Origin of the sequence: Nocardioides limicola (assembly GCF_016827675.1) — a bacterium.
Lineage (GTDB): Bacteria > Actinomycetota > Actinomycetes > Propionibacteriales > Nocardioidaceae > Nocardioides > Nocardioides limicola.
The window spans coordinates 61,261-85,134 of sequence record NZ_JAERJA010000001.1; the positions used below are offsets into that span (position 1 = coordinate 61,261).

Sequence of the window (23,874 nt, forward strand, 5' to 3'; positions counted from 1 at the left end):
CGTGATCGGACTCGACTCGCCCGTCGAGGCGGTGCTCGGCAACGCCGGTGCCGGGGGCAAGAAGGCGGCCGCCCGCCGCAAGGCGCTGACCCGGCTCGGCATCGAGACCGTCGGCGACCTGATCGAGCACTTCCCCCGTCGCTACCTGCCGATGGGGGAGCTGACCAGGATCGCCGACCTCACCGAGGGGGATCAGATCACCGTGGTGGGCCGGGTCGTGGAGTCGGCCGTGCGGGCCTACTCCGACCGGCGTACCGGACGTCAGGCCTATCGGGTGGAGACGGTCGTGGCCACCGACGGACCGCAGCTGACGATGACCTTCTTCGCGCCCAACAAGCACGTCGCCGGGTGGCGGGCCAGCCAGTTGGCGCCCGGACGCGAGGGTGTCTTCGTCGGCAAGGTGGGCCGGTTCCGGAACATCTGGCAGCTGGCCAACCCGCAGGTGATCCCCTTCCACAGCGACGCCGGCGAGGTCTCGGAGAAGGATCAGGCGGCGCTGGCCGCGGTCAACCGGCTGCGTGGCCTGTTCCCGCTGTACCCGGCCAGTGCGGGCATCGAGTCGTGGGACCTGCAGCAGGTGATCGGCTTCGCCCTCGACGTGGTCGACCCGCTCCCGGACGTCCTCCCCGAGGAGGTGCGGGCACGCCACCGGCTGCTGGACCGCGCCACGGCCTGCGCCCTGTTGCACACCCCGGCCGACTACGCCGAGGTGAACTCCGGCCGACGCAGGTACCGGTTCGCCGAGGCGCTGACCACCCAGCTGGTGTTGGCGCGGCGCCGGGCCGCGGTACGCCGGGCCGGCGCCCGGCCCCGCGCCGGAGGCGGCGACCTGTTGGCGGCCTTCGACGCGCGGCTTCCCTTCGAGTTGACCACCGGCCAGCGGCAGGTCGGCGAGGAGATCTTCACCGACCTGGCCCAGCCGCACCCGATGAACCGGCTGCTCCAGGGCGAGGTGGGCTCCGGCAAGACCCTGGTCGCGCTGCGGGCGATGCTGCGGGTGGTCGATTCGGGGGGTCAGGCGGCGTTGCTGGCACCTACCGAGGTGCTGGCCGTCCAGCACCACCGCTCGATCACCGCGATGCTCGGGGACCTGGCCGCGGGCGGCATGCTCACGGGCGCGGCCGAGGCGACCTGTGTGGAGCTGCTCACCGGGTCGATGACCAAGGCCCAGCGCACCGGGCCGCTGTCCCGGTTGGCCAGCGGCGAGGCCGGCATCGTGATCGGCACCCACGCGTTGCTCACCGACCAGGTGTCCTTCGCCGACCTCGGTCTGGTGGTCGTCGACGAACAGCACCGCTTCGGGGTCGAGCAGCGGGCCGCCCTCACCGACAAGGCCGGCACCCCTCCGCATCTGCTGGTGATGACCGCGACGCCGATCCCGCGGACGGTGGCGATGACGGTCTTCGGCGACCTGGAGACGTCCACGTTGCGCGAACTCCCCGCCGGCCGGGCCGACGTCCAGACCACCGTGGTGCCACTGGCCGAGCAGCCGGGGTGGCTGCCCCGGGTCTGGCAGCGGGTCACCGAGGAGGCAGCCCGCGGACACCAGGTCTTCGTGGTCTGCCCCCGGATCGGTGGCGAGGTGGCCGAAGCCGGCCAGGTCGACCAGGTCGACGTCGACGACGAGGGCGAGGAGGTGCCGGTGACCCGGCCGCTGGCCGCCGTCGAGGAACTCACCGCCCATCTCGCCGAGGGCCCGTTGTCGCAGCTGCGGGTGGCGATGCTGCACGGCCGGCTGCCGACCGAGGAGAAGGACCAGGTGATGCGCGACTTCGCTGCCGGGGCCATCGACGTGCTCGTCGCGACCACGGTCATCGAGGTCGGCGTCGACGTCCCCAACGCCACCACCATGGTGCTGCTCGACGCCGACCGGTTCGGCGTCTCCCAACTGCACCAGCTCCGTGGCCGGGTCGGGCGCGGTGGGCTGCCGGGCTTGTGTCTGTTGGTCACCCATGCCGACCCCGACTCTCCGGCCCGGGAGCGACTGGACGCCGTGGCAGCCACCCGGGACGGCTTCGAGCTGGCCCGCGTCGACCTGGAGCAGCGCCGCGAGGGTGACGTGCTCGGGGCCTCCCAGTCCGGCTTCCGGTCGTCGCTGCAGAACCTTCGGGTGCTGCGCGACGAGCAGACGATCCTGGCTGCCCGCGAGGAGGCCGACCTGTTGCTGGCCGAGGACGCCGAACTGGCTCGTTGGCCGGGGCTGGCCGCCGAGGTGGCTGCCCTGGAGGAGTCCGCGGCCTCTGAGTTCCTGGAGCGGTCGTGACCCGGATCATCGCCGGCGTGGCCGGCGGTCGCCGCCTGCAGACACCCCGAGGGTTGGACACCCGGCCGACCTCGGATCGGGTCAGGGAGGCCCTGTTCTCGGCCCTGGAGGCCTGGTCGGGACTGGCCGGGGTCCGGTTCCTCGATCTGTACGCCGGCACCGGCGCGGTCGGCCTGGAGGCCTGGTCCCGCGGGGCCAGTTGGGTGACCCTGGTCGAGTCGGACCGGCGTACCGCAGCCCTGATCACCGCGAACGCCCGCAGCATCGGCTGTGACCTGGCCCGGGTGGTCGCCGGGCCGGTGGCCGCGACGCTGGCCCGAGGCGCCGACCACGGGTACGACATCGTCTTCGCCGACCCGCCGTACCCGCTGCCCGACGACGACGTGGCGGGGGATCTGGCCGCGCTGGTCTCCGGGGGGTGGCTGGCCGAGGACGCCCTGGTGGTGGTGGAACGCTCCGGCCGCAGCCGCGAGCCACGCTGGCCGGCCGGGCTCACTGCCCAGCGCCGGCGTCGCTATGGTGAGACGACGCTGTGGTTCGCGACCGCGCCCACGGGCGAAGCTGAGGAGAGTCGATGAGTGATCGTGTCCGTCGTGCCGTCTGCCCGGGTTCGTTCGACCCCGTCACCAACGGGCACATCGACATCATCTCCCGCGCTGCGGGCCTCTTCGACGAGGTCGTCGTCGCGGTCGGTGTGAACAAGTCGAAGTCGTCGAACCGGCTCTTCTCCGCAGAGGAACGGATGGCGATGCTCCGGCGTGCCTGCGCCGACTACCCGAACGTCACCGTGGACGGGTTCTCGGGGCTGTTGACCACCTTCTGCGTCGAACGGGACATCATCGCGATCGTGAAGGGGCTGCGCGCGGTCAGCGACTTCGACTACGAACTGCAGATGGCGCAGATGAACTCCAGCCTCACCGCCGTGGAGACGGTCTTCGTGCCGACCAGCCCGGAGTACTCGTTCCTGGCCTCCAGTCTCGTCAAGGAGGTGGCGGCCTTCGGTGGGGACGTCTCCTCCCTGGTGCCGGGCTTCGTCAACGACGCGCTGACCGAGAGGCTCGCCGCGAGCAACGGCGGGTGACGCCCCGACCGGGTTTGGTGACCCGGGTGCTGGGCCGGTAGTCTGTGCGGTCGACCTGTCGTGTCCGGAATCAGGAGTGACACCTTGAGCAATCTGGACCCGAGAGCGCCGTTCGTGCTCGATACACGCGAGCTCGGACGCCGCCCGGGGTCCGATCGTCAGATGTCGTTCACGGCACCGGCGCCGGCAGGTCTGGGCATCGAAGTCCTCTCCATCGCGGAAGGCTCGCCGGTCGAGGTCGACCTGCGGCTGGAAGCAGTGGTGGAGGGGGTTCTGGTCACCGGATCGGCGTACGCCGACCTGGTCGGCGAGTGCGTACGGTGCCTGGCAGAGGTGGCCGAGGAGATCTCGGTGCCGCTCCAGGAGCTGTACTTCTACGACGACCGCGATCAGGACCCCGAGGACGACGAGGTCAGCCGGCTCGAGGGCGACTTGCTTGACCTGGAGCCGGTGTTGCGGGACGCGGTGGTGCTGGCACTGCCGTTCCAGCCCGTGTGCACCGAGGACTGCCCGGGGTTGTGCATCGAGTGTGGTGCCCGACTCGCGGACGACCCGGACCATGCTCACGAAGCTGCGATCGACCCGCGGTGGTCCGCTCTGGCGGATCTCCAGCAGGACCAGGACTGACCAACACAGGCAGTGGCGAGGGCCACCGGCCGAGTATGAGGAGATTGAAGTGGCTGTTCCGAAGCGGAAGATGTCGCGCAGCAACACGCGTCACCGTCGCTCGCAGTGGAAGGCCGTCGTGCCGACCCTGGTGACCTGTGCCAACGCTGCCTGCGGTGCCAAGCACCTCCCGCACCGTGCCTGCGGTGAGTGTGGTCAGTACGGCGCTCGTGCGGACCGTCGCCAGGTTCTGTAGCACTCGCGTATGACCGCCGCCGCCGGCGCTGACAAGCCCGGGGAGGACGACTACGTCGCCCTCCGTGCCGCACTCGGCCACCCCGTCCTGGACGCCGAGTTGCTCGAGCGCGCTCTGACCCACCGGTCGTACGCGTACGAGAACGGCGGCCTGCCCACCAACGAGCGCCTCGAGTTCCTCGGCGACTCGGTGCTCGGGGTGGTGGTCACCGAGACGCTGTACCGCACCCACCCGGACCTGTCCGAGGGACGGCTGGCGAAGCTGCGGGCTGCCGTCGTCAACGCGCGGGCGCTGGCCGGAGTCGCTCGCCAGATCGGTCTCGGGGAGCACGTGATGCTCGGCCGCGGTGAGGAGGCCACCGGCGGCCGGGAGAAGGCGTCGATCCTCTCCGACACCGTCGAGGCCGTGATCGGCGCCATCCACCTGTCCGGTGGCTTCGCCGCCTCCGACCCGGTGGTGCACCGACTCTTCGACGACCTGATGACCGAGGCAGCCGACATGGGTGCCGGCCTGGACTGGAAGACGTCGCTGCAGGAACTCTCCGCCGAGCGGACCCTCGGGGTGCCGGAGTACGTGATCGAGGACTTCGGTCCCGACCACATGAAGACCTTCCATGCCCGGGTCCGCGTCGCCGGGGAGCTCTACGGCGCCGGCGAGGGGCGCTCCAAGAAGGAAGCCGAGCAGCAGGCGGCCGAGACCGCCTACCGCGAGATCGTCGCGGCCGACGACCCGGCGGTCAGTCAGGCCGACTGACCGGTGCCCGAACTCCCCGAGGTCGAGGTGGTTCGTGCCGGCCTGGACCGGCACGTCGTCGGTGCCGTCATCGACGCCGTGGAGGTCCTGCACCCCCGGCCGGTACGACGCGACCCGCTCGGCCCGCACGGCTTCGCCGCAGCGCTGACCGGGCGCACCCTGACCGCGGCCCGGCGCCGGGGCAAGTATCTGTGGCTCGCGCTGGACGACACCGACGCGCTGCTGGCCCATCTGGGGATGAGCGGCCAGATGCTGGTGCAGGCCGCCGCGGTCGAGGACGAGCGACACCTGCGGGTCCGGTTCCACCTGAGCCGGGCCGGTGAGCCGCTGCAACTGCGGTTCGTCGACCAGCGGATGTTCGGCGGCCTCCTGGTCTCGGCCGGTGGGGCTAGCCTGCCGGAGCAGATCGCCCACATCGCCCGGGACCCGATCGACTCGCAGTTCGACGACGACGCCTTCATCGCCCGGGTACGGCGCCGTCGCTCGGGCATCAAACGGCAGCTCCTCGACCAGCAGCTGATCTCCGGGGTCGGCAACATCTACGCCGACGAGGCGCTGTGGCGGACCCGGCTGCACGGTGAGCGGCCCGGCGACCGGCTGACCCGGACCCAGGTGGCCGAACTGCTCGGTCACGTCCGGGAGGTGATGCGGCAGGCGCTTGCCGAGGGAGGCACCTCGTTCGACGCCCTCTACGTGAACGTCAACGGCGCCAGCGGCTATTTCGACCGGTCGCTGCGCGCCTACGGCCGTGAGGGGGAGCCGTGCCAGCGCTGCGGCACGTCGATCCGGCGTACCGCGTTCATGAACCGGTCCTCGTTCTGGTGTCCGGCGTGTCAGCGCAAACCGCGGCAGACCGGGCTCTGAGGGGCGTCGTGGGCTTGCCCTGAGCGCCCACACGTGGGACTCTGGTAGATGGCCGGTATCGCCCCGGCCCGGTGTCATCACACCGCACCTTCACATCTTCGGAGGCTCTTTATGGCCAAGGCGCTGATCGGTTACATGAACAGCGACCTGCGTACCCCCGTCCACCTCGTGGCCGAGAACAGCCGACTGCGCGCCCGCGTGGTCGAGCTTCAAGAACTCGTGCTGCGGCTCAAGGACGAGAACGACGCGCTGGTATCTGCCCAGGAGGCATCCTCCCTCGACCTGGAGACGCTCGAACTCTCCAACGAGATGCAGCCTGCCTGAACCAGCCCTCAACAAATTGAGGTGCGCACCGGGGGAGTGGCTGAGTACGCTCACCGGTTGTGAGAAGTCCGGTTGAGGTCGTCGCCCCGCGACGTCTGGGCACCAGTTTTCGCTGGCTCTTCAGTGCCTCGGTCTTCACCAACATCGGCGATGGGATCGCGCTCGCCGCGGGCCCGCTGCTGATCGCCTCGCAGACGTCGGACCCACGGCTGGTGGCGATGGCGCTCTTCGTCCAGCGCCTGCCGTTCCTGCTTCTCGGGCTGTTCGCCGGGGTGCTCACCGACCGGCTCGACCGTCGGCTGATCGTGGTCACCGGCAACACCATCCGGGTGCTGCTGCTGATTGGCCTCGTCGCGGTCATCGCCACCGGCTCGGTCAGTGTGGTGGCGGTGCTGGCCGCGCTCTTCCTGCTCGGTGTCGCCGAGACCTTCGTGGACACCACCCAGGGGGCGCTGCTGCCGATGATGGTGGCGAAGCCGGACCTGGGCATCGCCAACGCTCGGATGATGGGGTCGTTCCTGACCGCAAATCAGCTGGTCGGGCCGCCGATCGGGGCCGCCCTCTTCGCGATCGGGATGGTCTGGCCGTTCGCCGTCGAAGCGGTGCTGATGGCCGCCGGCGCGGTGCTGGTCTCCCGGATCCGGATCCCCGGCCCGGAGGCGCGCACCGCCCGGACCTCCGTGCTGGCCGACGTCCGCGCCGGGGTCCGGTGGCTGGTCGCACACCCGGCGATGCGGACGCTGGCGTTGACCGTGCTGGCCTTCAACATCACCTTCGGGGCGGCCTGGGCGATGCTGGTGCTGCTCGCCGACCAGCGGCTCGGGCTCAATGAGGTCGGCTATGGCCTGCTGCTCACCGCGATGGCGGTGGGTGGCATCGCCGCCACCTTCACCTTCGGCTGGCTGGAACGGTTCGTCTCGTTCGCCACCTTGATGCGGGTCGGCCTGATCGTGGAGACGCTCACCCACCTGATCCTGGCCACCACCACCTGGGCCTGGTTGGCCGGCCTGACCCTGGTCGCCTTCGGCGCCCACGCGTTCATCTGGGGCACCATCGCGAACACCATCCGGCAGCGGGCCGTGCCGACGTCCTATCAGGGGCGGGTCACCAGCGTCACCCACCTGTGCAGCATCGGCGGGCTGCTGATCGGCGCCGCCCTCGGCGGTGTGATCGCCGGCTGGTTCTCGATCACCGCGCCGTTCTGGTTCGCTTTCGTCGGCTCCGCGGTGGTGCTGGCACTGATCTGGCGGCAGCTGGACCACATCGCGCACGCCGACTCGTGACCGCCTCCCGCGGGCACGGTCCGCGGGCGAGTAGGGTGTGGCGTGCCGAGCTTCCCCTCGATCGGCACGCCACACCGCCGACACGCATCACCCCCGGGAGCCGTCCTTGTACCTCAAGACCCTGACGCTCAAGGGCTTCAAGTCCTTCGCCTCCGCCACCACGCTGCAGCTGGAGCCGGGCATCACCTGCATCGTCGGGCCCAACGGGTCCGGCAAGTCGAACGTCGTCGACGCGTTGGCCTGGGTGATGGGGGAGCAGGGCGCCAAGTCGCTGCGCGGCGGCAAGATGGAGGACGTCATCTTCGCCGGCACCGCCGGCCGTCCGCCGCTGGGCCGGGCCGAGGTGTCGCTGACCATCGACAACTCCGACGGTGCGCTGCCGATCGAGTACGCCGAGGTGACGATCACCCGGACGATGTTCCGCAACGGCGGCTCCGAGTACGCCATCAACGGCAGCTCCTGCCGACTGCTCGACGTCCAGGAACTGCTCAGCGACTCCGGCATCGGCCGCGAGATGCACGTCATCGTCGGCCAGGGCCAACTCGACTCGATCCTGCACGCCACCCCCGAGGACCGGCGCGGGTTCATCGAGGAGGCCGCCGGCGTCCTCAAGCACCGCAAGCGCAAGGAGAAGGCGCTCCGCAAGCTCGATGCGACCGAGGGCAACCTGACCCGGCTGGCCGACCTGCTCACCGAGATCCGGCGACAGCTCAAGCCGTTGGGTCGGCAGGCGGAGGTGGCCCGCCGGGCCGCCATGGTGCAGGCCGACGTCCGGGACGCGCGAGCCCGGCTGCTCGCCGACGACATGGTCACCGCCACCACCGCCCTGGAGCAGGAGATGGCCGACGAGTCGGTGCTGCTGGAGCGCCGCGCCCAGGTCGAGGCCGAGCTCGCCGCCGCCCGGGAGCAGGAGGCGGCGCTGGAGGCCGGGCTCGCCGAGCGGCTGCCCGACCTGGCCCGCGCCCAGGAGACCTGGTTCGCCCTCTCCGGGCTGCGCGAACGGCTGCGCGGCACCCGGGCGCTGGCCGCCGAGCGGGTCCGCAACGCCGCCGACTCCGAGGCGTCCCCGGTCGACACCGGCGGCCGCGACCCCGACCAGCTCGAGGCGGAGGCCGAGCAGGCCGCCCAGGCCGAGGCCGCGATCACGGCCGAAGTGGGCACCCTCAAGGAGCGCCTCGACGAGGCGGTCGCGGCTCGGGTCGCCGCCGAGGAGGCCGCCGCGGCCGAGGACCGGCGGATCGCCGGCCTGCAACGAGCCGCCGCCGACCGGCGCGAAGGGCTGGCCCGGCTGCACGGCCAGGTCAACGCCGGCAGATCCCGGGTGGCCGCAGCCGACGACGAGATCGGCCGACTGACCAGCGCCCGCGAGGAGGCACTCGCCCGCGCCGACCGTGCCCAGCACGACTTCACCGCCCTGGAGACCCAGGTCGCCGGGCTGGACGCAGGCGAGGAGGGCCTCGACGCCGAACACGAAGCAGCGTCAGCGGCCCTGGACGAGATCGAGGAACGACTCAGCAAACTCCGCGAGGAGGCCCAGCAGGCCGAACGTAGCCGGTCCGCGTCGGCTGCCCGCAAGGAGGGTCTGGAGGTCGGCCTGGACCGCAAGGACGGCGCCGGCGCCCTGCTGGCCGCCTCGGAGCCGATCTCCGGGCTGCTCGGCTCGGTCGCCGCACTGCTGTCGGTGCGCCCCGGCCACGAGGCCGCGATCGCCGCGGCGCTGGGCCAGGCCGCGGACGCGGTCGCGGTCACCGACCCGGACGCGGCACTGGCCGCGTTGGCGCTGCTCAAGACCGAGGACCTCGGCAGGGCCGGCCTGGTGCTCTCCCGGGGGATCGCCGAGACCACCGACGACGCCGCCTGGCCCGGTCTGCCCAGCCATGCGTCGTACGCGGTGGATCTGGTGGAGGCACCCGAGGAGGTCCGGCCCGCGCTGACCCGGCTGCTCTTCAAGACTGCCGTGGTCGGCGATGTGACCCAGGCACGCGAGTTGGTGGCTGCCCTCCCCGACGTCACCGCGGTCACCGCCGACGGGGACGTGCTCGGGGCTCACTTCGCCATCGGCGGCTCCAGCAGCCGGCCGAGCCTGATCGAGGTGCAGGCCGCCGTCGACGAGGCCGCCGCTCAGCTCGCCGCCGCGATCGCGGACACCGAGCGGCTCGGCTTCGAGATCGCCGGACTCGACAACGAACGCACCGCCGCCAAGCAGCGGGTGGATGTGGCCCTGGCCCGGCTGCACGAGTCCGACGCGACCCTGGCCGCGGTGGCCGAGGAGTTGGGCCAGTACGGCGCGACCGCGCGCTCGGCCCGGGCCGAGGCCGAGCGGCTCGGCGCCTCGATCGCCTCCGCCCAGCAGGCACGGGAGCAGGCGCAGGTGGCCCTTCAGGAGCTCACCGCCCGGCTGGACGCCGCCGAGGAGGCCCCGGACGAGGAACCGGACACCGCCGGTCGCGAAGAACTCATCGAAGCCTCCCGGTCCGCGCGCCAGAGCGAGATGGAGGCCCGGCTGGGGCTGCGCACGGCCGAGGAGCGGGCCCGTGCCCTGCACGGCCGCGCCGACTCGCTCCGCCGCGCTGCCCGCTCCGAACGTGAGGCCCGGGCCAAGGCCGCCGAACGACGGGAACGGCTGATCCGTGAAGGTCAGGCCGCACGCGCCGTCGGGGTGGCCGTGGAGCACGTGTTGAACCGACTCGAGAGGTCGATCGACCTGGCCGCGGTGGCCCGCGGCGAGGTGGAGGAGTCCCGGCGGGCCAGCGAGCAGGAGTTGCTCGCGGTGCGCGGGCGGCTGCGGGACCTGACCGCGGAGCACGACTCCCTGGTGGCGTCGGTGCATCGCGACGAGATGGCTCGCACCCAGCAGCGGATGCGGATCGAGCAGCTCACCGAACGGGCCATGGACGAGCTCGGCCTCGATGCCGAGGCCCTGGTCCGCGACTACGGGCCCGACGTACCGGTGCCGGTGGCCCGCGCGGACGATGAGACGGACGGCGAGACGGGCGGCGCCGACGACACCGGAAGCGACGAGCAGCAACCCCAGACGATCCCGTACGTCCGCGAAGAACAGGTCAAGCGCCTGCGCGCCGCCGAGCGTGGCCTGGCGATGCTCGGCCGGGTCAACCCGTTGGCGCTGGAGGAGTTCTCCGCAATGGAGGAGCGGCACAAGTTCCTCACCGAGCAGTTGGAGGACCTCAAGCGCACCCGCAAGGACCTGATGGAGATCGTCCACGAGGTCGACCAGCGGGTGGAACAGGTCTTCACCGAGGCCTACCGGGACGTGGAGAAGGCGTTCGAGGAGACCTTCTCCCGGCTCTTCCCCGGCGGCGAGGGGCGGTTGGTGCTCACTGACCCGGGCAACATGTTGGCCACCGGTGTGGAGGTGGAGGCGAGACCGCCGGGCAAGAAGGTCAAGCGGCTGTCGCTGCTGTCAGGTGGTGAGCGCTCGCTGGTGGCGGTGGCGTTCCTGGTCGCGCTCTTCAAGGCCCGGCCGAGCCCGTTCTACATCCTCGACGAGGTCGAGGCGGCGCTGGACGACACGAACCTGGGCCGGCTGCTGCAGATCTACGAAGAGCTGCGGACCCACTCCCAACTGCTGGTGATCACTCACCAGAAGCGCACCATGGAGGTCGGGGACGCGCTGTACGGCGTGACGATGCGCGGCGACGGGGTGTCCGCGGTGATCAGCCAGCGGCTCCGCGAGGCCGAGTCGGCCTGAGGGAGCCGAGTCCGCCTGAGGGATGGGCGAGATCACATCGCCGGGTTGGTGATGTTGTGGGCTGGCTGGGCTAGCCTTCCGGATGGATCACCTCGATCCCGCGGCGCCGTCACGGTGGCCGCTCTCGGTCTGTCGAATCCTCCCGGAGGCGAACCCCCATGCTGCCCATCGTGCTGACCATGCTCGTGGTGCTGCTCGTCAGCGGAGCCGTCGTCGTGTACGTCGCCTTCCCGCACCGTGGCCTGGAGGTTCCCGCAGCCCCGTGGTTGGGCGAGGCGCTGCGCAAGGCCGTCGAGCCGCTGCCGGTCCTCGACGAGGCCGAGCGGGGCGCGGAGCTCAGCCGATCCAGCCGCGCCTAGCGCGCAGGGGTCCCGAAGACCTGGGACGATGCCGTCGCGCTGGCCACGGAGCGTGGTCGATCCACGGACTGAGCTGGTGACCGGGCGGCTCACCGGAAGTCCACGCCACGGCCGCAGCTCGACGACTGGCTCCATCTGGTTGGATTGCGCCCATGGCTCTTGAGTGGATTCTGCTGATCGTCGGCATCGCCGTCGTCGGCCTGCTGGTCCTGGTCGGACTGCTCCGCAGTGGGCGGGGCGACAAGGTCGACACTCCGACCGTTCAGCCGACCCAGGCACCTGGCACCGACCTGCTGGAACCACCCGAGTCGGTCACCGAGCCGGAGCCCAGCGCGCCCACGTTGGAGCGACCCGAGGGCCGCGAGTCCCGGCTGGTCCGGCTGCGGCAGCGGTTGTCCGGTTCCCAAGGCGCCTTGGGCCGTGGGCTGCTGGCGCTGCTGAGCCGAGACCGGTTGGACTCCGACACCTGGGAGGACATCGAAGACACCCTGCTCACCGCCGACATCGGCGTCGCCCCCACCCAGGAACTGGTGGACCGACTGCGCTCCCGGCTGCGCGTCGAAGGCGGCGAAGCCCCCGACCCGCGCACCGTGCTGCGCGAAGAGCTGCTCACCCTGCTCAACCCCGAGGCCGACCGTCGCCTCGCTGTCTCCGGTGCGGACGGCCAGCCGGGCATCGTGCTGGTGGTCGGGGTGAACGGTGCCGGCAAGACCACCACCGTGGGCAAGATCGCCCGGATCCTGGTGGCCGAGGATCGCACTGTCCTGTTGGGGGCCGCCGACACGTTCCGAGCCGCCGCGGTCGAGCAGTTGGCCACCTGGGGTGATCGCGTCGGTGTCGAGGTGGTGCGCGGTCCCGAGGGCACCGACCCGGCAAGCGTCGCCTTCGACGCGGTCAAGCAGGGCATCGACGCCGGAGTGGACACGGTGCTGGTGGACACCGCCGGCCGGCTGCAGAACAAGGCCGGCCTGATGGACGAGCTCGGCAAGGTCAAGCGGGTCATCGAGAAGCAGGCGCCGGTCACCGAGGTGCTGCTGGTCCTGGACGCCACCACGGGCCAGAACGGCATGGTCCAGGCCCGCGTGTTCAGCGAGGTCGTGGACGTCACCGGGATCGTGTTGACCAAGCTGGACGGCTCGGCCAAGGGCGGCATCGTGGTCGCCGTACAGCGCCAACTCGGCGTACCCGTGAAGCTGGTCGGCGTCGGGGAGGGGCCCGACGACCTCGCCCCCTTCGACCCGGAAGCCTTCGTCGACGCCCTGCTCGGCGGATAAGGCCCAACTCGGCGCGGATAAGGCCCAAGTCGGCGCGGATGGGGCCCAAGTCGGCGTGATGGGGGTGTAACTTTCGCGGCGGACTCGTTACCTGGGTGAAACATTCGAGCGTCGGTGTTGAAACGTCGTCCCAGCAGGGTTGCCGGAACCGGGGGACGGTGGCTGCCGACACGGCTGTCGGCAGCCGCAGTCCCCGCAGAGTTCGACGCGACGAGGAACTACTGAGCATGGAAGACGCACTCGATCCCGGTCTGACCGCCTGGATGCTGACCTCCGCCTCGCTGGTGCTGCTGATGACGCCCGGGCTGGCGTTCTTCTACGGCGGCATGGTGCGGGCGAAGTCCGTCCTGAACATGATGATGATGTGCTTCAGCGCCCTCGGCCTGGTCACCGTCATCTACGTCCTCTGGGGCTGGTCGATGTCCTACGCCGACTCCGGCGTCCTCGGCCTCTTCGGCAACCCCTTCGAGCAGTTCGGACTGCAGGGGACCATGTACGACGACGCAGGCGAGTTCGCGCTCGACGGCGGCCTGCCGGTGATCGTCGACGTCGGCTTCCAGGCCACCTTCGCGATCATCACCGTCGCCCTGATCGCTGGTGCCATCGCGGACCGGGTCCGGTTCTCCACCTGGCTGGTCTTCTCGGCCCTGTGGGTCACTCTCTCCTTCTTCCCACTCGCCTACATGGTGTGGGGTGGCGGCATCCTCGGTGACGGCGAGTCCGGCATCGCCGCCTGGTTGTTCGGGGCTGAGGACGGCGAGGCGCTGGTCGCCCCGATCGACTTCGCCGGCGGCACCGTGGTGCACATCAACGCCGGCGTCGCCGCACTCGTGCTGGCGGTGCTGATCGGAGTCCGGAAGGGCTTCGGTCGCGAGCCGATGCGTCCGCACAACCTGCCGTTCGTGATGCTCGGCGCCGGTCTGCTCTGGTTCGGCTGGTTCGGCTTCAACGCCGGCTCGGCGTACGGCGCCAACGGCGAGGCCGGTCTGGCCTGGGTGAACACGCTCACCGCCACCGCCGCCGCGATCCTGGGCTGGCTGATCGTGGAGAAGATCCGCGACGGCGAGCCCACCTCGCTCGGTGCCGCCTCGGGCATCGTCGCCGGTCTGGTCGCCGTCACCCCGGCCGCCGGGGACCTCAGCCCGGTGGGCGCCATCGTCCTCGGCCTGATCGCCGGCTCGGTGTGTGCGATGGCGGTCGGCCTCAAGTACCGGTTCAACTACGACGACTCCCTCGACGTGGTCGGCGTCCACCTGGTCGGAGGCCTGATCGGCACCGTGGCGCTCGGGTTCCTCGCCACCAGCGGCGGGCTGTTCTACGGTGACGGGATCAAGTTGTTGGTCGTCCAGATCGCCATCGCGGCGTTCGCCATGGCGTGGAGCGCAGTGGCCACCCTGGTCATCGCGGTGCCGCTGAAGGCGACCATGGGCTGGAGGATCGCCGAGGAGGACGAGGTGGCCGGGATCGACCTGAGCGAGCACGGCGAGTCCGCCTATGACTTCGTGGCCGTCGCCGGCAGTCGCCGCAGCCACTTCACCGGAACCACCCTCACCGAAGGAGAAGGCGCATGAAGCTGGTCACCGCGGTCATCAAGCCGCACAAGTGGGAGGACGTCCGGGAGGCCCTGGAGGGCTTCGGGGTGACCGGGATGACGGTCAGCGAAGTGTCCGGATACGGCCGCCAGAAGGGTCACACCGAGGTCTACCGCGGCGCCGAGTACGACATCGCCCTGGTCCCCAAGATCCGGATCGAGATCGTGGTCGACGACGAGGACGCCGACGACATCGTCGGCCTCATCGTGAAGACCGCCCAGACCGGCAGGATCGGCGACGGCAAGGTGTGGGTCAGCGGCATCGAGACCGTCGTCCGGGTCCGCACCGGCGACCGTGACGCCGCTGCCATCTGAGCGATGCGGCATCGGGCCGGGTCGGCGGCAGCCGACCCGGCCACCGTCGTCGGGGGGTGACCGGTGAGCGCAGCCGACCGGGAGCAGCGCACCGAGGCCGCCGACGAGCTGTGCGCGGCCGCCTTCGCCGGAGTGGCCGCCCCGGACTCGGGCGTCGCCCTGGTCGCGGTCGGTGGCTACGGGCGGCGGGAGCTGGCGCCGTACTCCGACCTCGACCTGGTGCTGGTCCATGCCGACGACGTCGAGCCTGGCGACTGGGCCACCGCACTCTGGTACCCGCTCTGGGACTCCGGCCACAAGATCGACCACGCGGTGCGCAGCCTGACCGGCACCATCGAGGCGGCCGACGAGGACCTCAAGGTGGCGCTGGGGCTGCTCGATGCCCGGCACGTCGCCGGTGACCCCAACCTGACCCTGCAACTGCGCACCGCCGTCCTGGGCCGGTGGCGCCGGCATGCCCGGGACCGGCTGCCCCGACTCCACGAGCTGGTGCTCAACCGACACCGGTTGGCCGGCGAACTCGCCCACGAATCGGTCCCGGACATCAAGGAGGCCGAGGGCGGCCTCCGCGACGCCGGTGTGCTGCGCGCCCTGGTCGCCACCTGGCTGGTCGACGTGCCGCACCAGGAGATGGAGCGCTCCCGGCAGGCACTCCTCGACTTCCGCGACCAGATGCACGAGCACGCCGGTCGGGCGGGAGACCGGGTCGCTCCGGAGATGTGGCCGGAGTTGGCCGAGCGGCTCGGGTTCGACGACGTGGTGGCCGTGCAGATGCACGTACGACGCGCCGGTCGCCGGCTCACTCACCTGTCCCGGCTCACCTGGCAGCGGGTGGACCGGCTCACCGAGCGGCGAGCGACGCTGCGGGGGAGCCGTAGGCCGGCGCTGGAGCCGATCGCCCCGGGCGTGGCGCTGAGTCGGGGAGAGGTGGTCCTGGACAAGGGTGCCCCGGTGGCCGGGGATCCGCTGCTGCTGCTTCGGGCAGCCGCCGAGGCCGCCGAACGCGGGGCAGTGCTGGCTCCGGCCACCGTGTCCCGACTGGTCCGTGACGGCGCCCGACTCCCCGAGCCGTGGCCGGCCGAGGCCCGGCAACTCCTCGTCAGGCTGCTCGCCGCCGGCAGGTCGCTGCTGCCGGTCTGGGAGACCCTGGAGGAGACGGGGGCGACCGACCTGATCCTGCCCGAGTGGGAACGCATCAGGCTGCTGCCGCACGCCTCGGCGATCCACCGGTTCACCGTCGACCGGCACGTCGTCGAGACCTGCATCGAGGCCTCCGCGCTGATCCGCCGGGTGGCCCGCCCCGACGTACTGCTGGTGGCCGCCCTGCTGCACGACATCGGCAAGGGCGACCTCACCGAGCACAGCATCGCCGGCGAGCCGATCGCCCGTGAGGTGGCCGCGCGGATCGGCTTCGACGCCGAGGAGGCCGATCTGATCGGCACCCTGGTCCGCTGGCACCTGCTGCTCGGCGAGGTGGCCACCACCCGCGACCCCGACGATCCGGCGACCATCGAGCACGTGGTGGCCAGGCTCGGCACCGCGGAGGCGGCGTCACTACTGCTCGCGCTGACCGAGGCGGACGCCCGTTCGGCGTCGGCGAAGGCCTGGTCCTCGTGGCGCGCCGGGCTGGTGCGGCAGGTGGGCACCCGGGCGCACGCGGCGCTGCTGGCGCGAGCCGCGGGCGCCTCGGCACCGCGGATCGCCGAACCGGAGATGGTCATCCCCGCTGCCGTGCTCGCCGACCCCGGGGCGGTGCACGTCGGCGTGGAGGCCACCGGCGACGGCTCTCGGGTGCTGGTGGTCTCCGGGGACCGGGTGGGGCTGCTGGCCGATGCGGCCGCGATGCTCGCGGTGCTCAGGATCGGCATCCGGGCAGCGCGGGCCTGGACCCAGGGCCAGTACGGGTTGTCGGTGTGGGAGGTCGCCGAGCAGCACCTCGACCCCGGCGCGCTGCACGACCGACTCTCCGGCATCGCCGCCGGCCGGGTGGATGTGTCCAGGCGGCTGGCCCGTAGGGCCCCGTCCCGGCTGGAGCCGACGGTCCAGATCCGCCCCGGCGCCTCGGCGACCGCGACCGTGCTGGAGGTGCGGATGGATGACCGCCAAGGAGTGGTGCATCTGGTCTGCTCGGTGCTGGCCGGGTTGGGCATGTCGGTGCGCTCGGCGCACGTGTCGACGCTCGGCCCACAGGCGGTCGACGTCTTCTATGTGCAGGAGGAGGGCGCCGGCATCTTGTCGGAGGAGCGGGCCGCGGAGGCCGCCCACGCCGTCCGGGAGGCGGTCAGTGCCCTGGTGGAGACCGGCTGACCACAGCCCGCGACCCGGCAGCCATTAGGCTGGGGCAGTCCTGCTCCATCGTCGTTGACCGAGGAAGACCACCTTGTTCGCCACCCTGTCCGACCGTCTGGCCGACACCTTCAAGAACCTCCGCGGCAAGGGTCGCCTCTCCGAGGCCGACATCGACGCAACCGCGCGCGAGATCCGGATCGCGCTGCTGGAGGCCGACGTCGCGCTGCCGGTGGTCAAGCAGTTCGTGGGCGCGGTCAAGGAGCGGGCCCGTGGCGAGGAGGTCAGCGGCGCGCTGAACCCCGCCCAGCAGGTCATCAAGATCGTCAACGAGGAACTGGTGGCGATCCTCGGCGGCGAGACCCGGCGACTCCGCTACGCCAAGTCCGGCCCGACGGTGATCATGCTGGCCGGCCTGCAGGGTGCAGGCAAGACGACCCTGGCCGCCAAACTGGCCCTCTGGCTCAAGGAGCAGGACAAGCAGCCGCTGCTGGTGGCCGCGGACCTGCAGCGCCCGAACGCGGTCAACCAGCTCCAGGTCAACGGTGAGCGGGTCGGCGTCAAGGTGTTCGCCCCCGAACCCGGCAACGGCGTCGGCGACCCGGTGAAGGTGGCCCGGGACGCGATCGAGGAGGCCAAGCGCACCCTGCACGACGTGGTCATCGTCGACACCGCCGGCCGGCTCGGCGTGGACGCGGAGATGATGCAGCAGGCCGCGGACATCCGGGACGCGGTCAACCCCGACGAGGTGCTCTTCGTCGTGGACGCGATGATCGGTCAGGACGCGGTCACCACCGCCCAGGCCTTCCTCGACGGTGTCGGGTACGACGGCGTCGTCCTCACCAAGCTCGACGGCGACGCCCGCGGTGGTGCCGCGCTGTCGATCGCCTCGATCACCGGCCGACCGGTGATGTTCGCCTCGGCGGGCGAGAAGATGACCGACTTCGATCTCTTCCACCCCGACCGGATGGCGTCCCGGATCCTCGACATGGGCGACATGCTCACCCTGATCGAGCAGGCCGAGAAGACCTTCGATGCCGAGCAGGCGATGAAGGCGGCCGACAAGCTGGCCGGCAGGGGAGGGGAGTTCACCCTCACCGACTTCCTCGAGCAGATGCAGCAGGTCCGCAAGCTCGGCTCGCTCTCCAAGATCATGGGGATGCTGCCCGGGATGGCGCAGTTCCGCGACCAGTTGGAGAACTTCGACGAGCGCGAGATCGACCGGATCGAGGCGATCATCTGCTCGATGACCCCGGCCGAGCGGGCCAACCCCAAGCTGATCGACGGCTCCCGCCGGGCCCGGATCGCCAAGGGCTCGGGACGCCAGGTCTCCGACGTGAACACGCTGGTGGACCGGTTCTTCGAAGCCCGCAAGATGATGGAGCAGATGGCCCGTGGCGGCGGGATGCCCGGCATGCCGGGGATGCCGGGGATGCCCGGGCAGGGCAAGCGGGCCAAGGCCAAGCAGGCGCCGAAGAAGGGCAAGAGCAAGCGCGTCTCCGGCAACCCCGCCAAGGCGGCCGCCCAGAAGCGGTCCCAGGAACAGCAGGAGTCGCAGCGGCCGGCGAACCCGTTCGGCGCGCCGATGGACCCGGCCGACCTCGAGAAGGCCGCCAAGGAGTTCCAGCTCCCCGAGGACTTCTCCAAGTTCCTGAAGTGATCTAGTCCTGAAGTGATCGAGTCCTGAAGTGATCGAGTCCTGAAGTGAGCAAGTTCCTCAAGTGAGCAGCGTGCTCGTCGTCGACGCCGCCAATGTGGTCGGCAGCCGGCCCGACGGCTGGTGGAAGGACCGGGCCGGTGCGGCCCGACGCCTGCACGAGCGGTTGTGTGTCGCGGATCTCGGCTACGACGAGGTGGTGCTGGTCCTCGAAGGCGGCGCCAAGGCGGGCGTGCCGGCCGGCCGGGACGGGCACCTGCGCACCGTGCACGCACCCCGGGACGGCGACGCCAGCATCATCGCCGAAGCCCGGGCGGCAGCGGCGGAGGGACGCCGGGTCGGGGTGGTCACTGCCGACCGGGCGCTGGCCGCCAACACGGGCGCCGGTGTGTTCGTGTTCAGCCCGACCTGGCTGCTGGATCAACTCCGATAGCGTCGGCCGCATGACCGCATTGCGTTTCACCGGGCCGGTGCTCCCGCACGGACAGACCCGCGACCTGTACGTCGTCGACGGGCGGATCAGCTATGAGAAGCCGCTGGGTGCCGAGACGGCTGGGGCCGGCTGGATCGTCCCGGGGTTGGTGGACGCCCACTGCCACCTCGGCCTGGACGACGACGGGGCCGTCGACGAGCAGACCACCGAGGCCCAGGCGGTCGCGGACCGGGACGGCGGTGCGCTGCTGATCCGCGACTGCGGCTCCGCGGCGGACACCGGGTGGATCCATGAACGCGAGGATCTGCCCCGGCTGATCCGGGCCGGTCGGCACATCGCCCGCACCAAGCGCTACATCCGCAACTACGCCCACGAGGTGGAGCCCGACGGGCTCGTCGACCAGGTGATCACCGAGGCGGGTCGTGGGGACGGCTGGGTCAAACTGGTCGGCGACTGGATCTCCCGCGACGACGGTGACCTGAGGCCGTCGTTCCCGGCCGAGACCTTCGCCGCCGCGATCGAGGCTGCGCACGCCCACGGGGCCAAGGTGACCGCACACTGCTTCGGTGGCCAGGTGCTGCCCGGGCTGCTGGCCGCCGGGATCGACTGCATCGAGCACGGCACCGGCCTCTCTGTCGACCTGATCGAGCAGATGGCGGCCGCCGGCACCGCGTTGGTGCCGACCGTGATGCAGTTGGAGAAGTTCCCCGGCTACGCCGAGGCCGGCGCCGAGAAGTTCCCGGCGTACGCCGCCACCATGACCGACCTCTTCGACCGCAGGCGAGAGACACTGATGACCGCCTACGAGGCGGGGGTACCGATGTACGCCGGCTCTGATGGCGGCGGTGTCGCCCGGCACGGCAATCTGGCCGGGGAGGTGCTGGCGATGGCCGGTCTCGGGATGCCTGCGGACTACGCCCTGGGAGCCGCCTCCTGGCGAGCCAGGGCCTGGCTCGGGCACGACCCGGACCTGGCCGAAGGCGCCGAGGCCGACTTCTGTGTCTACCCCGCCGACCCGCTGAAGGACCTCTCGGTGCTGGCCTCGCCGAGCCGGATCGTGCTGCGCGGCCGCGTGGTGGCCTGACCCGTCGCGCACGTCGCTCCAGGCCGGTGACGGCTCGGTTGTGTCACGGGGTGTCTCGCCTTGGTAACAATGCGGTCACCAGTGCTTCCGGTGGGCCGATCCAAGTGGTTTGGTGGCCTAGTGTCCTGCGACACAAGGCATGCGTTGACCCTGCCTGAGCACAAGACTCCTCGGGCTACAGTCCGCGGGGTTCGGTGAACTAGATGGAGGATTTCGTGAAGCTCAAGAGACTTGCCGCAGTAGCTGCGGCCACGGTGCTCGCGCTCAGCGCGTGCGGCACTCCGCTCGACGATCCGGACACCCCGGACCCGGGCCCAGGCACCGATGGCGGGGTCGTACCCGGATCCGCTGTCACGGTGGGCTGGAACCAGCCGTTCTTCGCCTACAACACCGACACCTCGAACACGCGGGCGACGGCCAACTCGATCATCACCTACATGATGCGTTCGAGCTTCAACCACTACAACCCCGACCTCGAGCTCGTGCCCGACCCCTCGTTCGGCACCTACGAACTGCTCTCGGATGACCCGCTGGTCGTCGAGTACACGTTCGCCGACACCGCCAAGTGGTCCGACGGCACGCCCGTCGACGCTGCCGACCTGCTGATCCAGTGGGCCGCCAACGGTGGTCACCTGAACACCATCGAGGCTGCCGACGTCGAGCGCGACGCCGACACCAACTACCCGGTGCTCAACGGCGAGGTCTACTTCGACACCTCCGGCGTCGCGATGGCCCTGGTCACCCAGACCCCGGAGATCAGTGACGATGGCAAGACCATCACCTTCACCTACGACGAGCCGTACGCGGACTGGGAGATCGGCATCGACGTCGAGGTCCCCGCGCACGTGACCGCAATGCGGGCCCTGGACATCGACGACCCGCAGGCAGCCAAGGACGCTCTGGTCGCCGCGATCAACGACAACGACACCGAGGCGTTGTCGGCGATCTCGGAGTTCTGGAACTCCGGGTTCAACTACAAGTCCCTGCCCGAGGACGAACTGCTGTACCTGTCCAGCGGCCCCTACCTGATGACCGAGTTCCGGGAGGCGGAGTACATCACGCTGAAGTACAACCCGGAGTACGAAGGCGCCCACCAGCCCAGCATCGAGACCATCACGGTCCGCTGGAACGAGGACCCGATGTCCCAGGCCCAGGCCTTGGAGAACGGTGAGCTCGACCTGTTCGCCCCGCAGGCCACTGCTGACCTGCTCGCCGCCCTGCAGAACATCGAGTTCGCTGAGCTGCACCAGGGCATCGAGGGTGTCTACGAGCACATCGACCTGACCTTCGACAACAACGGTCCGTTCGACCCTGCCACCTACGACGGTGACGAGGAGACCGCACTCAAGGTGCGCCAGGCCTTCCTCTACGCCGTTCCGCGCGAGGAGATCGTGGAGAAGCTGATCCGGCCATTGGTTCCCGACGCCGAGGTCCGCCACTCGCAGCTGATCGCCCCCGGCGCTCCCGGCTACGACGAGGTTGTCGAGGCCAGCGGCGTGCTCGAGTACGAGCAGCAGGACATCGCCAAGGCTCAGGCGCTCCTGGAAGAGGCCGGCGTCTCCACGCCGATCGACGTCCGGGTCCTCTTCGCCGAGGGCAACGTCCGTCGTGAGAACGAGTTCGAGATCATGCAGCCGGCGCTCGCCGAGGCCGGCTTCAACCTGATCAACGAGAGCAGCCCCGACTGGGGTTCGATGCTCGGCAGCGGTGTCTACGACGCATCCTTCTTCGGATGGCAGTCCACCTCCACTGCGGTCGCGCAGAGCAACCCGACCTACCAGACGGGTGGCGTGAACAACCTCAGCGGTTACAGCAACCCCGAGGTGGACGCGCTGTTCGACGAGCTCGCGATCACCCCGGACGCGGACGCCCAGCTGGAGCTGCAGAAGCAGATCGAGAAGATCCTGGTGGACGACGCCTACGGTCTGACGATCTTCCAGTTCCCGGCGATCGCTGCCTGGAACGCGGAGCGGATCACCAACGTGGCTCCGTCGCCGATCAGCCCGACGATCTTCTACGGTTTCTGGAACTGGGAGATCCCCTCGGAGTGATTACGGCTGCGCCGTGACACTGGCGTAGCCTCGCGGGGTGCCGTCGCCCACCGGCGGCGGCACCCCAGCACTGTGCCCCAACCCGGGCCGGTCCCCCTCATGTCCCACTCCGAGTGAAGGTCAGAAGCCTCGACGATGGTCATGTTCCTCATCCGACGCCTGTTGGCGTCGACGATGGTGGTGCTCGTCTCCACCTTCATCATGTATCTGCTGGTCGACATCGCCCTCGACCCGCTGGAGAGCCTGCGGCTCAGCACCGATCCGAACGTGGAGGCCCAGCGCGCGGCCCGCGTGGCGATGCTGAACCTCGAGACGCCGGTGATCCTGCGCTACTTCGACTGGCTCGGTGGCGTCACCGGCTGTCTGTGGGGGTCCTGCAACCTCGGGGTCGCCTGGACCACCAGCCAACCCGTCACCGGGCTGCTGGCCGGCGTGGTCGCGACCACGTTGCAGTTGGTCACCGCCGCCACCTTCATCGGGATGTTCTTCGGCATCGCCGTCGGCATCATCTCGGCGCTGCGGCAGTACACCGGGTTCGACTACTCGGTGACCTTCATGTCGTTCCTCTTCTACTCGCTGCCCGTCTTCTGGGTGGCGGTGCTGCTCAAGCAGTGGGGCGCGATCAAGTTCAACAACTTCCTGCGCAACCCCGACTTCCCGGTCTGGTTCTACGTGCTGATGGTGTTCACCGTCTCCGTGGTCGCGATGGGGATGGTCGGCGGCGACTGGATCACCCGCGTCAAGGTGTTGGGCGTCTCGAGCCTCGGCACCCTCGGGGTGCTGCTCTACATGGACCTGACCAAGTGGCTCATCGACCCGTCGATGGGCATCGTGGTCCTCGCCCTGATCGCGGTCGGCTGGGCGTTCCTGGTGACCATGCTCTCCACCGGCCTGCGCGACCGTCGCTCACTCGGCGGGGCACTGACCGTCGCCGGAGTGGGCGTCGCGCTCTACTACCCGATGTTCTATGTCTGGGTGTGGCTGCCGGTCAGTTGGCCGCTGGTCATCGCACTCGGCGTCCTCGCCGTCCTGGTCGGCCTGCTGATCGGGCGGCTGTGGGGCGGACCGGACCCGTGGCGGACCGCGCGGACCGCGGCGCTGACCGCGATCCCGGTCTCCTCGTTGCTGTTCTTCGAGCGGCTCTTCATGACCTGGGAGACCTACACCACCCACTCGCTGATCCGCGGTCGGCCGATCGCCACCTTCGGCCGGCGCACTCCGAACCTGGAGGGCAGTTTCTGGCTGGAGACCACCGACCTCTTCACGCACCTGCTGCTGCCCACGATCACCCTGGTGCTGATCGGTTACGCCAGCTACACCAGGTACACCCGGGCCAGCACCCTGGAGGTGCTCAACCAGGACTACATCCGCACCGCCCGCGCCAAGGGGCTCACCGAGCGCACCGTGGTGATGCGGCATGCGTTCCGCAACGCACTGATCCCGTTGGCCTCGATCGCCCCGGTGGACGTGATCACGATCCTGGGCGGTGCGGTGATCACCGAACGGATCTTCGCCTGGTACGGCATGGGCCGGATGTTCCTCGACCACCTGGCCGCCAACGACATCGCGCCGGTGATGGCCTACATCCTGATCGCCGCCATCTTCGCGGTGGTCGCGAACTTCGTGGCCGATCTGTGCTACTCGATCCTGGATCCGCGGATCCGGCTGAACGCGTGAGGGGACTG

Annotated in this window: 20 protein-coding genes; all 20 read left to right on the plus strand. The window is 70.3% G+C overall.

The features are described from left to right. Nucleotide 1: 1 nt before the first annotated feature. Complete coding sequence (locus tag JKG67_RS18990; protein WP_203335276.1) at nucleotides 2–2,263, plus strand: ATP-dependent DNA helicase RecG; 2,262 nt, start codon at nucleotides 2–4, stop codon at nucleotides 2,261–2,263. Beyond that, a complete protein-coding gene (rsmD, locus tag JKG67_RS00310; protein ID WP_203335277.1) occupies nucleotides 2,260–2,841 on the plus strand; it encodes a 16S rRNA (guanine(966)-N(2))-methyltransferase RsmD in 582 nt (193 codons plus the stop codon). The genes JKG67_RS18990 and rsmD overlap by 4 nt, the downstream gene beginning before the upstream one ends. Then, nucleotides 2,838–3,344 (plus strand): pantetheine-phosphate adenylyltransferase, encoded by a 507-nt coding sequence (coaD, locus tag JKG67_RS00315; RefSeq protein WP_203335278.1) that lies wholly within the window; start codon nucleotides 2,838–2,840, stop codon nucleotides 3,342–3,344. Before rsmD ends, coaD begins: the two co-directional genes overlap by 4 nt. 84 nt (nucleotides 3,345–3,428) lie before the next feature. After that, nucleotides 3,429–3,971 (plus strand): YceD family protein, encoded by a 543-nt coding sequence (locus JKG67_RS00320; RefSeq protein ID WP_238997762.1) that lies wholly within the window; start codon nucleotides 3,429–3,431, stop codon nucleotides 3,969–3,971. A gap of 49 nt (nucleotides 3,972–4,020) precedes the next feature. Next, nucleotides 4,021–4,206 carry a 50S ribosomal protein L32 gene (rpmF, locus tag JKG67_RS00325; RefSeq protein ID WP_203335279.1) on the plus strand — a complete coding sequence of 62 codons (186 nt, stop codon included), beginning with the start codon at nucleotides 4,021–4,023 and terminating at the stop codon, nucleotides 4,204–4,206. Nucleotides 4,207–4,215: 9 nt separating this feature from the next. Next, nucleotides 4,216–4,959, plus strand: a complete 744-nt coding sequence (gene rnc, locus JKG67_RS00330; RefSeq protein WP_203335280.1) for a ribonuclease III — start codon at nucleotides 4,216–4,218, stop codon at nucleotides 4,957–4,959. A 3-nt stretch (nucleotides 4,960–4,962) separates the two neighbouring features. Then, nucleotides 4,963–5,823 (plus strand): bifunctional DNA-formamidopyrimidine glycosylase/DNA-(apurinic or apyrimidinic site) lyase, encoded by an 861-nt coding sequence (mutM, locus tag JKG67_RS00335; RefSeq protein WP_203335281.1) that lies wholly within the window; start codon nucleotides 4,963–4,965, stop codon nucleotides 5,821–5,823. Between the two features lie 111 nt (nucleotides 5,824–5,934). Further along, entirely contained in the window at nucleotides 5,935–6,147 is a 213-nt protein-coding gene (locus tag JKG67_RS00340) for a hypothetical protein (protein WP_203335282.1), read from the plus strand. Between the two features lie 59 nt (nucleotides 6,148–6,206). Then, on the plus strand, nucleotides 6,207–7,430 hold the full coding sequence (locus tag JKG67_RS00345) for an MFS transporter (RefSeq protein WP_203335283.1): 1,224 nt from the start codon (nucleotides 6,207–6,209) through the stop codon (nucleotides 7,428–7,430). A gap of 106 nt (nucleotides 7,431–7,536) precedes the next feature. After that, nucleotides 7,537–11,139, plus strand: a complete 3,603-nt coding sequence (smc, locus tag JKG67_RS00350; RefSeq protein ID WP_203335284.1) for a chromosome segregation protein SMC — start codon at nucleotides 7,537–7,539, stop codon at nucleotides 11,137–11,139. Between the two features lie 158 nt (nucleotides 11,140–11,297). After that, entirely contained in the window at nucleotides 11,298–11,498 is a 201-nt protein-coding gene (locus tag JKG67_RS00355) for a hypothetical protein (RefSeq protein WP_203335285.1), read from the plus strand. A 152-nt stretch (nucleotides 11,499–11,650) separates the two neighbouring features. After that, nucleotides 11,651–12,772, plus strand: a complete 1,122-nt coding sequence (gene ftsY / locus JKG67_RS00360; RefSeq protein WP_203335286.1) for a signal recognition particle-docking protein FtsY — start codon at nucleotides 11,651–11,653, stop codon at nucleotides 12,770–12,772. A gap of 227 nt (nucleotides 12,773–12,999) precedes the next feature. Continuing rightward, a complete protein-coding gene (locus tag JKG67_RS00365) occupies nucleotides 13,000–14,343 on the plus strand; it encodes an ammonium transporter (protein ID WP_203335287.1) in 1,344 nt (447 codons plus the stop codon). Next, nucleotides 14,340–14,678, plus strand: a complete 339-nt coding sequence (locus JKG67_RS00370; protein WP_203335288.1) for a P-II family nitrogen regulator — start codon at nucleotides 14,340–14,342, stop codon at nucleotides 14,676–14,678. The genes JKG67_RS00365 and JKG67_RS00370 overlap by 4 nt, the downstream gene beginning before the upstream one ends. A gap of 63 nt (nucleotides 14,679–14,741) precedes the next feature. Further along, nucleotides 14,742–16,985, plus strand: a complete 2,244-nt coding sequence (locus tag JKG67_RS00375) for a [protein-PII] uridylyltransferase (protein WP_203335289.1) — start codon at nucleotides 14,742–14,744, stop codon at nucleotides 16,983–16,985. A 73-nt stretch (nucleotides 16,986–17,058) separates the two neighbouring features. Beyond that, nucleotides 17,059–18,624, plus strand: coding sequence for a signal recognition particle protein (ffh, locus tag JKG67_RS00380; protein WP_203335290.1), 1,566 nt, complete (start codon nucleotides 17,059–17,061; stop codon nucleotides 18,622–18,624). A 61-nt stretch (nucleotides 18,625–18,685) separates the two neighbouring features. Further along, nucleotides 18,686–19,054: a hypothetical protein gene (locus JKG67_RS00385; protein WP_203335291.1), complete on the plus strand. Its 369-nt coding sequence runs from the start codon at nucleotides 18,686–18,688 to the stop codon at nucleotides 19,052–19,054. 10 nt (nucleotides 19,055–19,064) lie between these two features. Next, a complete protein-coding gene (locus JKG67_RS00390) occupies nucleotides 19,065–20,138 on the plus strand; it encodes an amidohydrolase family protein (protein ID WP_203335292.1) in 1,074 nt (357 codons plus the stop codon). A gap of 203 nt (nucleotides 20,139–20,341) precedes the next feature. Further along, nucleotides 20,342–22,189: an ABC transporter family substrate-binding protein gene (locus tag JKG67_RS00395; protein ID WP_203335293.1), complete on the plus strand. Its 1,848-nt coding sequence runs from the start codon at nucleotides 20,342–20,344 to the stop codon at nucleotides 22,187–22,189. Nucleotides 22,190–22,324: 135 nt separating this feature from the next. Next, nucleotides 22,325–23,866, plus strand: coding sequence for an ABC transporter permease (locus tag JKG67_RS00400; RefSeq protein WP_203335294.1), 1,542 nt, complete (start codon nucleotides 22,325–22,327; stop codon nucleotides 23,864–23,866). Nucleotides 23,867–23,874: the final 8 nt, after the last annotated feature.

What these genes read in the sequence shown, in the direction of transcription:
- JKG67_RS00365 (WP_203335287.1), top strand. Translation starts at nt 13,000, where the DNA reads ATGGAAGACGCACTCGATCCCGGTCTGACCGCCTGGATGCTGACCTCC.
- coaD (WP_203335278.1), top strand. Translation starts at nt 2,838, where the DNA reads ATGAGTGATCGTGTCCGTCGTGCCGTCTGCCCGGGTTCGTTCGACCCC.
- ftsY (WP_203335286.1), top strand. Translation starts at nt 11,651, where the DNA reads ATGGCTCTTGAGTGGATTCTGCTGATCGTCGGCATCGCCGTCGTCGGC.
- JKG67_RS00355 (WP_203335285.1), top strand. Translation starts at nt 11,298, where the DNA reads ATGCTGCCCATCGTGCTGACCATGCTCGTGGTGCTGCTCGTCAGCGGA.
- rnc (WP_203335280.1), top strand. Translation starts at nt 4,216, where the DNA reads ATGACCGCCGCCGCCGGCGCTGACAAGCCCGGGGAGGACGACTACGTC.
- JKG67_RS00340 (WP_203335282.1), top strand. Translation starts at nt 5,935, where the DNA reads ATGGCCAAGGCGCTGATCGGTTACATGAACAGCGACCTGCGTACCCCC.
- JKG67_RS00390 (WP_203335292.1), top strand. Translation starts at nt 19,065, where the DNA reads ATGACCGCATTGCGTTTCACCGGGCCGGTGCTCCCGCACGGACAGACC.
- JKG67_RS00395 (WP_203335293.1), top strand. Translation starts at nt 20,342, where the DNA reads ATGGAGGATTTCGTGAAGCTCAAGAGACTTGCCGCAGTAGCTGCGGCC.
- JKG67_RS00370 (WP_203335288.1), top strand. Translation starts at nt 14,340, where the DNA reads ATGAAGCTGGTCACCGCGGTCATCAAGCCGCACAAGTGGGAGGACGTC.
- JKG67_RS00400 (WP_203335294.1), top strand. Translation starts at nt 22,325, where the DNA reads ATGGTCATGTTCCTCATCCGACGCCTGTTGGCGTCGACGATGGTGGTG.